The 8531-nt window shown below is 69.3% G+C and carries 8 protein-coding genes; 4 read left to right on the top strand and 4 right to left on the bottom strand.

What is annotated here, in order from left to right:
• Positions 1-97 precede the first annotated feature (97 nt).
• The gene (locus ACTWQJ_RS40400) at positions 98-568 is read left to right on the top strand and encodes a transposase (protein ID WP_443311412.1); all 471 of its coding nucleotides are present in this window, start codon (positions 98-100) and stop codon (positions 566-568) included.
• A gap of 97 nt (positions 569-665) precedes the next feature.
• Here the strand turns inward: ACTWQJ_RS40400 and ACTWQJ_RS40395 are convergent, their stop codons facing one another.
• On the bottom strand, positions 666-791 hold the full coding sequence (locus ACTWQJ_RS40395) for a DUF397 domain-containing protein (protein WP_443311413.1): 126 nt from the start codon (positions 789-791) through the stop codon (positions 666-668).
• 5 nt (positions 792-796) lie between these two features.
• On the opposite strand from ACTWQJ_RS40395, the gene ACTWQJ_RS40390 reads away from it, so the two are divergent.
• Positions 797-997 (top strand): ATP-binding protein, encoded by a 201-nt coding sequence (locus tag ACTWQJ_RS40390; RefSeq protein WP_443311411.1) that lies wholly within the window; start codon positions 797-799, stop codon positions 995-997.
• 284 nt (positions 998-1281) lie between these two features.
• Positions 1282-2397, top strand: coding sequence for an ADP-ribosylglycohydrolase family protein (locus tag ACTWQJ_RS40385; protein ID WP_443311410.1), 1116 nt, complete (start codon positions 1282-1284; stop codon positions 2395-2397).
• A 33-nt stretch (positions 2398-2430) separates the two neighbouring features.
• On the opposite strand, the gene ACTWQJ_RS40380 is transcribed toward ACTWQJ_RS40385, so the two are convergent.
• Complete coding sequence (locus tag ACTWQJ_RS40380) at positions 2431-4002, bottom strand: sodium:solute symporter family protein (RefSeq protein WP_443311409.1); 1572 nt, start codon at positions 4000-4002, stop codon at positions 2431-2433.
• 150 nt (positions 4003-4152) lie between these two features.
• Complete coding sequence (locus ACTWQJ_RS40375; RefSeq protein ID WP_443311408.1) at positions 4153-4941, bottom strand: SDR family oxidoreductase; 789 nt, start codon at positions 4939-4941, stop codon at positions 4153-4155.
• A 293-nt stretch (positions 4942-5234) separates the two neighbouring features.
• Here ACTWQJ_RS40375 and ACTWQJ_RS40370 point away from each other — a divergent pair, with 293 nt between their 5' ends.
• The gene (locus ACTWQJ_RS40370) at positions 5235-7514 is read left to right on the top strand and encodes a protein kinase domain-containing protein (RefSeq protein WP_443311407.1); all 2280 of its coding nucleotides are present in this window, start codon (positions 5235-5237) and stop codon (positions 7512-7514) included.
• A 414-nt stretch (positions 7515-7928) separates the two neighbouring features.
• Here ACTWQJ_RS40370 and ACTWQJ_RS40365 read toward each other — a convergent pair whose 3' ends face one another.
• Positions 7929-8165: a response regulator transcription factor gene (locus tag ACTWQJ_RS40365; RefSeq protein ID WP_443311406.1), complete on the bottom strand. Its 237-nt coding sequence runs from the start codon at positions 8163-8165 to the stop codon at positions 7929-7931.
• Positions 8166-8531 lie beyond the last annotated feature (366 nt).

The raw sequence follows: 8531 nt of genomic DNA, 5'->3' as shown, positions 1-8531 counted from the left end.
CCCATCGATCACCACGAACGGCCCCGGCCGGCCAAGCACGGCGTCCGAGGCACAGCGCCTGTAGTTGACACCCTTGTCTTGGAAACGGAGAACCCCCATGTCCAGAAGTCTCTGGCAGCGTCCACTCATCCTGACGGTGGCCTCATTGGCTCTCGTCACCGGTGCCACGTACGCCGCCCAGGCGGCGCAGAGTCCCACAACAAACACCAGCTACTCCACCGATTCCAGTGATCCCCTCGGCCACCATTCGGACTGCGGCAAGGGCGGCAAGGGCGGGGAGGGCGGCAAGGGCGGCGAGCCCGGTCAGCCGGGTGAGCCCGGCAAGCCCGGTTGTTTCCGGCTCAGCGACCTGCTGCCGGACAAGCTGGAGGGGGCGAAGCCCTCGGCGCCGGACAAGGTACGGATCGTGATGTCCGTGCTGTCCGGGCAGACGACGAGCGCCGAGGCCGCCGAGAAGTACGACGTCTCGGAAGACGAGATCGACGACTGGAAGCGGCAGTACCTCGACGGCGACTGGTTGAAGTTGCTCGGCGAGAACGGGGAGAGCACGTTCCCCTTCTGCTCGTGACGCACGACCACGGACGGAGATCAACGCAGATCGGCCGCCTGGGCCTTGTTGCCCAGGCGGCCGATCCATGTCCGCGGCGTTCCGCAGTATGGCGCGCTCACCGGCTGTCGGCCGCGCAGGTGAGGAACGCAGTCCATGAGTCGCCGGCGAATATGAGCCGGGCGCCGTCTTTGTTCTTCGAGTCGCGGACGTGGACGGTGGGGGAGGTACTTCGAGGGCGCAGCCCACGTGGTGGCCGAGCTGGCGTCGAACGCCGTGCTCCACGGCCGCGTCCGGGGCCGGGACTTCCGTCTCACGCTCAAGCTGCACGAGGACGGCATCCTGCGCATCGAGGTGACCGACGCCCGCGGCGACCGGATCCCGCGCGTCCCGGACCCGGGCGCGGAGCGCACGGAATCGGGCCGAGGTCTGCTGATCGTCGCGGCGTAAGCGGCCCGCTGGGGCATCGACGAGGCGTCGGCCAACTGCAAGACGGTGTGGGCAGAGCTGGCGCCGGATCGCGTGGGCCAGTGACCCGGCCGGGCCCGACGCAAGCAGCCGAGGCAGAAGCAGGCCTGTGATGCAGCTGATAACCGACCAACCGTGATCACTCGGGTCCATCCGCGACCACTCCGGTCACACCCCACATACCGATCCGCCCCCTGATCCGACCGCCCCCGGTCGAATACAGTGCTGAGCTGTCGTACGTACGGACGGTGCCCCGGGGAGGTCTGGTGGATGCGACAGCCGGCGCCATCTGGGGCCGTACCGAGCAGCAGGACTTCCGCAGCCGGGTGCGTGGCACGCTGCTCGGCGTGGCCGTCGGGGACGCGCTCGGTGCGCCGGTCGACGGGCTGACGCTGGACGGGATACGGGAGGCGCACGGCCCGGAAGGGGTCGTCGATCTTGCGCCCGCGTACGGGAGGCGCGGTGCCGTCACCGACCGTACCCAGCTCACGCTGTTCACCGTCGACGGGCTGATCCGTGCCCAGGTGCGCCGGGACACCGGCGCCTGGCATCCGCCGACCGACCTGCACCGGGCGTATCTGCGCTGGGCCGCCACCCAGCGGGACTGGGGGCCGGACGAGCGCCGCAAGGACGACGGCTGGCTGGCCCGCGAGGAGTGGCTGTACGCCCGCCGCGACCCGGCCCGCGCCCTGCTGCTGGGCCTCGGCGACGAGGTCATGGGCACGCTGGACGTGCCGAAGAACCCCGGTGAGGCCGGTCCCGAGGCGGCGGCCCGTTCCGCGCCGTTCGGACTGCTCGTCGGCTGGGAGCCGCAACTGGTCGTGCAGCTCGCCGTGGAGTGCGCCGCCCAGACCCACGGCCACCCCACCGCCTACCTCGCGGCGGGCGCGTACGCCGTGATCGTGCATGCGCTGGCGCGGGGCGACAGCCTGGACGGTGCCGTGCAGCGGGCGCTCGCCCTGCTCGCCGCCCGTCCGGGGCATCAGCCGGTGTCGGAGGCGTTGCAGCATGCGCTGGGCGCGGTGCGGCAGGGGATCCCGACGCCGGCGCGGGTCGCGGAGCTGGCGGGGGAGGGCACGGCGGAGAGGGTCGTCTCCGCCGCCGTCTATTGCGCGCTGGTCGGTGAGGACGTACGGCATGGTCTGCGTCTCGCCGTCAACCACGACGGGCCCTCCGCCACGACCGCCGCCCTCACCGGCGGCCTCCTCGGCGCCCTGCACGGCGAGACGGCGCTCCCGCCGGCCTGGCTGGCCGAGCTGGAGGGCCGCCCCACGATCCTGGAACTGGCCGACGACTTCGCCATGGAGATGACCCAGGGCCCCGCCCTGCACGGCCCGGCGGGCGCGTCACCGGCGTGGCTGGCGCGCTATCCGCGGGGGTGAGTCCCAGCCGCCTCCGGGCAACTGCCCCCAAGGTCAGTCCTTCGTCGTCGTACGCACCACGTCGTCCACCGACCCGGCGGGCGACGGGACCGCGGCTGCCGCCGCCCCGTCCCCGTCGGTGTTGATCCGCTCGATGATCGCCAGCCGCTCCGGGGTGTCCTCGGGCTTCAGGTACCCGATGAGGATGTACAGCACCAGCGACACCGCCAGCGGCACGGACACCTGGTACTGGAGCGGCACTCCGCCCTCGACGTTCCAGTTGATCGGGTAGTTGACCAGCCAGAACGCGAGCAGACCCATCGACCAGCTGACGAGCGCCGCGGTCGGCCCGGAGCGGCGGAACGGCCGCAGCAGGCCCAGCATCATCGGGATGGCCATCGGGCCCATCAGACCGGCGACCCACTTGATCACCACGGTGATGATGTCCTTGAAGGTGGGGGAGTTGACCTGCGTGGCCGCCGCCATGGACAGCCCGAGGAAGACGACGGTCGCGACGCGGGCCACGATCAGGCCCTGGCGCTCGTTCCACGCGCGGGCCTTCGCCGAGATCACCGGCGCGCAGTCCCGGGTGAAGACGGCGGCGATCGCGTTGGCGTCGGAGGAGCACATGGCCATGGTGTGCGAGAAGAAGCCGACGATGACCAGGCCCAACAGGCCGTGCGGGAGGAGTTGTTCGGTCATCAGAGCGTAGGAGTCGGAGCCGTCCGGCTTCTGTGACTCCACCAGCAGCGGCGACATCCACATGGGGAAGAACAGCACCAGCGGCCAGACCAGCCACAGGATCGCCGACAGCCGGGCCGAGCGCTCCGCCTCCCGCGGAGTGGGCGTCGCCATGTACCGCTGGGCCTGGTTGAGCATGCCGCCGTTGTACTCGAAGAGCTTGATGAAGAGGAAGGCGAGCAGGAAGACCGTCCCGTACGGCCCCACCAGCGGCTTCTCGTGTCCGTCCAGCTCCGGCCGGTCCCAGACGCCGAAGAACCCGCCGTAGTCGCCGAGTTCCACCACGACGGCGACGAACATCGCGATACCGGCGAGGAGTTGGATGACGAACTGCCCCAGCTCCGTGAGCGCGTCCGCCCACAGGCCGCCGATGGTGCAGTACACGGCCGTGATGCCGCCGGTGATGAGGATGCCCTCGTTCAGGGAGACCCCGGTGAACACCGACAGCAGGGTCGCGATCGCCGCCCACTTCGCGCCCACGTCCACGATCTTCAGCAGCATGCCCGACCAGGCCAGCGCCTGCTGGGTCTTGAGGTCGTAACGGTTCTTCAAGTACTCCAGTGGGGAGGCCACATGGAGCCGCGAGCGCAGCCGGTTGATGCGCGGTGCGAACAGCTTCGACCCGATGGCGATGCCCAGTGCGATCGGGAAGGACCAGGTCACGAAGGAGGTCACGCCGTAGGTGTAGGCGATGCCTGCGTACCCGGTGAACATCACCGCGCTGTATCCGGACATGTGGTGCGAGATGCCGGACAGCCACCACGGCATCTTCCCGCCGGCGGTGAAGAAGTCGCTGACGTTGTCCACGCGTTTGTGCGACCAGATGCCGATCGCGACCATCACGCCGAAGTAGCCGATGAGCACGGCCCAGTCGAGACTGTTCATGTGCCACCCTTCCAGGGTCCGCCTTGTGAACGGCCCGCTCATCGTGAGTGCGCCGACGCGGACACGACAAGCAAGGGGAAGGTCAAGAGCAGGCAAAAATGTTCTGTCAGGTGACCTTCGTTCACGAACATGAACCTTGGAAAGCGGTGGTCAGCGCATCAGCTCCCCCGCATTGACCAGCAGCGACTGCCCCGTGATGGCCCGCGCCCGGTCCGACGCCAGGAACACTGCCGCGTCCGCCACATCCCCGTCCGTGGCCAGCTCCGGCAACGCCATCCGGCCGGTCAGCCGCCCCAGTACCTCATCCTCCGGCACCCCCTCGGTGTGCGCGGTGAACCGTACGTACGCCTGCACCGGCGGGCCCCACATCCACCCCGGCAGCACGGTGTTCACCCGGATCCGATACGGCCCCAACTCCCGCGCCAGCGAGTACATCGCGCTCGTCAACGCACCCTTCGACGCCGCGTACGCCGCCTGCCGCACCTGCGACGGAGCCGCCACCGCCGACTGTGTCCCGACGAACACCACCGAACCCCCGCCGCCCTCCTTCAGTCCCGGCAGACACGCCCGCGTCATCCGCAGCGTCCCCAGCAGGTTGACGTCGATCACCGACAGCCAGGCCGAGAAGTCGGCGTCCTCCAGTCCGCCGAAATAGCTGTCCCAGGCGGCGACATGGACGACCGCGTCGATCCCCCCGAACCGCTCCCGCGCCAGCCCGGCCAGCTCCTCGCACTGCCCCTCGTCGGTGATGTCGGTCGCCCGGTACGCCGTGTGCGCCCCGTGCGGATCGATCGCGACCGCGCTCTTGACGAGGTTCTCCTCCGTCCGTGCACCCAGCACCGCGTTCCCGCCATCCCGTACGACCGCCGCCGCGACCTGGTGCCCCAGTCCGGCGCCGACCCCCGAGACGACCACGGTCTTTCCCTTGAGCAGTGACATCGCAGACTCCCGGCTCTGGCGGCATTATCTGACGGACCGTCAGAGTATGGGGAACGCGAGGAAAGGGGAACGCTGCCTCACCGGGATTGGATTCGATCACCAGCGCCGAAGGCGGGCAGGTTTCATGCCATCCGGCTTGTACTTCCTCATGATCCGGACACCGCCGTACGGGACATGCGCGAGCTACACCCGTTCTGGGTGACTTGCCGCTCTTGTGGCGATATGAAATACCTAAAGAAGGGCTGTAACACTCGCCGGGGACCCTGCTGGGCCGCCCTGGAAGAGGGAACGCCATGACGGGAGTGCACGAGGCCGCCGGGCGCGTGATCGCCGGGCGCTACCGGCTCCTGCGTCGGCTCGGCACTGGCGGCAGGGGACGGGTGTGGCAGGCCTATGACCAGAACCTGGCGTGCGAGGTCGCACTCAAGGAGATCGTCCTGCCGCCGGACATCCCAGAACAAGAGGTGAGCGCCCGGATCACGCGGGCCCGCGGCGAAGCACAGCACGCTGCCCGGCTGCGCAACCACCCCCATGTGGTCACGGTGTACGACATCGTGGAGGCCGACGGCCTGCCGTGGATCGTCATGGAGTTCGTCCCCGGCGCCATGGACCTGGATGCGGTGGTGCGCGAGCGGGGGCCGCTGCCGCCCCCCGACGTCGCCCGGATCGGGCTGGCGGTCCTCGACGCCCTGCAGGAGGGTCACCGGCTCGGCATCCTGCACCGGGACGTCAAACCGGCCAACGTCCTGCTGACCTGCCCCGGCCCGCAGCCCTCCCGCCCCACGGAGGGCTGCCAGGTGCTGCTGATCGACTACGGCATCTCGCTGGAGCCGAGTTCCGGTGAGGCCCGCCTGACCGCCACCGCGGATTTCCTCGGGACCCCGGGCTTCATGGCCCCGGAACGGGCCCACGGCGAGGTGCCCACCCCGGCCTGTGACCTGTTCTCACTCGGCGCCACCCTGTATTTCGCGCTCGAGGGGACCGGCCCCTTCGACCGCGACTCCGCCGTCACCACGCTGAGCGCCGTGCTGTCCGAGTTTCCCACCCCGCCGCGCCGGGTAACGGAGCTGACCCCGGTCCTCCTCGGGCTGCTGGCCAAGGATCCCGCGCAGCGGATGGACGGCGACGAGGCCACCCGGCGGCTCACCTCCATCGCCGCCCAGCCCCGCCCTTCCCCTTCGCACCCCCCGGTCATACCGTCGGCCGAGCCGGAGGAACCGGCCGGCCCGAAGCCGTCGCGCTCCCCGGAGCCGTCCCCGCCGACCGAGCTCCTGCCGTCGGCCGAGCCGGGGGAACCGACCGGTCCGCCCCGGAAACCGCTGCCGTCGGCCGAGTCGGAGGAACTGACCGGTCCGCCTCTGGAACCGCTGCCGCACAAAGGTGACGAGGCCCGGCCGCGGCCCGGCCTGTCGAGGCTCGGACACCGGCGGGCCGGGCTCATCGCGGGGATGGTGGCGATGGCGCTGGCCGCGGGGGGCGTAGGCATCTACCTGGCACAGTCCGGCTCCTCGGATCCTGAACGCGTGGCCTCGATCCAGGTCGGCAAGTCCCCGATGGGGGTGGCGGTGTCCCAGGACGGGCGCTGGAGCTACGTGGCCAACTTGGGCTCGGGTTCGGTGTCGGTGATCGACACCGCGACGAACAGCACCGAGGACCCCATCCCCGTCGGCAAAGACCCGCAGGGTGTGGCGGTGTCCCCGGACAAGCGCCTGGTCTATGTGACCAACCGCGGCTCGGACTCGGTGTCGGTGATCGACACCCTCACGAACCGCGAGGACAGCTCCATCCCCGTCAGCTCCACCCCCGTGGGGGTGGAGCTGTCCCGGGATGGGCGCTGGGTCTACGTAATCCTGAACGGTTCGAGCTCGATACCGGGTTCGGTGTCGGTGATCGACACCGCGAAGAACCGCGTGAAGAGCAACATCCCCGTCGAAAAAGACCCGCAGGGTGTGGCGGTGTCACGGGACGGGCGCCGGGCCTACGTGACCAACTACGGCTCGGACTCGGTGTCGGTGATCGACACCGCGAAGAACCGCGTGAAGAGCAACATTGACGTCGGCTCCACCCCGCTGGGGGTGGCGTTGTCCCCGGATGAGCGCCGGGTCTACGTGACCAACCTCTACTCGGATACGGTGTCGGTGATCGACACCGCGAAGAACACCAAGGACCGCACCATCCGCGTCGGCGACGGCCCGAAGGGGGTGGCGTTGTCCCCGGACGGGCGCCAGGTCTACGTGGCCAACAGCTTCGAGGGCTCGGTGTCGGTGATCGACACCGCGACGAACAAGGTGGACCGCACCATCCGCGTCGGCGACGGCCCGCTGGGGGTGGCGGTGTCGCCGGACAGGGACAGGCGCCAGGTCTACGTGTCCAACTTCGTCTCGGGCTCGGTGTCGGTGATCACGTTCCAGAAGGCGTCTGACAAGGCAGGACTGCGCCCGGCCGATTCGGCGGTACCAGAAAACATCTCTCCTGGAAGCGCGGCTGACCTGCAGGCGCTGGCGCGATCTTTGTCCGGTGGCCTGCTCGGCGGCAGTTCCACACGGCGTCTTGACGGGCGCAGTCGGACCTAGGGCAGTGGCGGTTGCCTTGCCTCACATCATGGCGGGGTGCAGCCCGGCGGGTCCCAAACAGTGTCGCCGTCCTCGTAGTGGAAGCCCGTACAGGGATCGTGTGGTGCCGCCCTCGACGATTCCGTCGTGGCCTTCGTTGTCTGAGGCACTGCCTCGGCGCTCGCCACGCCCGCCGTTCCGGCGAGCAGTGCAGCAGCGCAGGACGCGCCGACGAGGTGTCGGATGCGCCTCCCGGTGCTCGTCGCCATGATGATCTCCTTTGGGGTGGATGGGCTGCTTACTCATCAGCGTGGAAGGCCGGCCATGAGGGAGTCAACGGCCATTGGGGACTTGTCACAGCATCGGGACATTCCATGACATTGAGGATTTTCCACAGGTCTTACCCCTTCCCTCGCCCTGCAGGTGGCGTCACTGTCACAGCTCGAGGGTGATGGCCAGCCGCGTGAGTTCTGCCGTGCTGGTGATGCCGAGCTTGGCCCGGATGCGGCGCAGGTAGGCGTCGACCGTGTGCCGGGAAAGCCCCATGCGGCGGGCCGTTTGGGCGTAGGTGTGCCCTGCGGCGATGTGCCGCAGAACCTCCTGCTCGCGCGGTGTCAGCGGGGCCTGGGCAGGTCCGAGGGCTTCGGTGTGCGGGGTGGGAGTGGAGCTCATGGGGTTACGGGGACTTTCCTCCGACGGATCGGCTCGGTCATCACTGCTCACGCTCTCGGAAGCGATGGATATGTCCCGAGATGTCCTATTGCCATACTTCACGCGGAGAGCCCGGCATGCGGTTCCACGCCGTGTGCACTTTCTGAAGATTTTCCGGGCCGCCCGGCCGGGGCGGGCGGGGCGGGGCGGCGCCCCGACTGGCTTTGCGTTGGTGCTGCGTGCCTCGCAGGATCATGCTTGTCAGTAGAGCCCTGGCCGTGCAGGTTCCCGTGGGGCTGCGGGGAAAGGATCTAGCGAGGGCGAGATGAGCGGCGATGGAGCGACTTCCCACCCCTCCTGGTGAGCGGCCCGACAGGGCGGACGACT

Origin of the sequence: Streptomyces sp. KR55, from assembly GCF_052245645.1 — a bacterium.
GTDB classification, from domain to species: Bacteria; Actinomycetota; Actinomycetes; order Streptomycetales; family Streptomycetaceae; genus Streptomyces; species Streptomyces flavusporus.
This window is presented reverse-complemented; position numbering and strand designations above follow the sequence as displayed.

Coding starts and splice junctions, on each gene's coding strand:
- ACTWQJ_RS40400 (WP_443311412.1), top strand. CDS start 98: ATGTCCAGAAGTCTCTGGCAGCGTCCACTCATCCTGACGGTGGCCTCA.
- ACTWQJ_RS40380 (WP_443311409.1), bottom strand. CDS start 4,002: ATGAACAGTCTCGACTGGGCCGTGCTCATCGGCTACTTCGGCGTGATG.
- ACTWQJ_RS40375 (WP_443311408.1), bottom strand. CDS start 4,941: ATGTCACTGCTCAAGGGAAAGACCGTGGTCGTCTCGGGGGTCGGCGCC.
- ACTWQJ_RS40370 (WP_443311407.1), top strand. CDS start 5,235: ATGACGGGAGTGCACGAGGCCGCCGGGCGCGTGATCGCCGGGCGCTAC.
- ACTWQJ_RS40365 (WP_443311406.1), bottom strand. CDS start 8,165: ATGAGCTCCACTCCCACCCCGCACACCGAAGCCCTCGGACCTGCCCAG.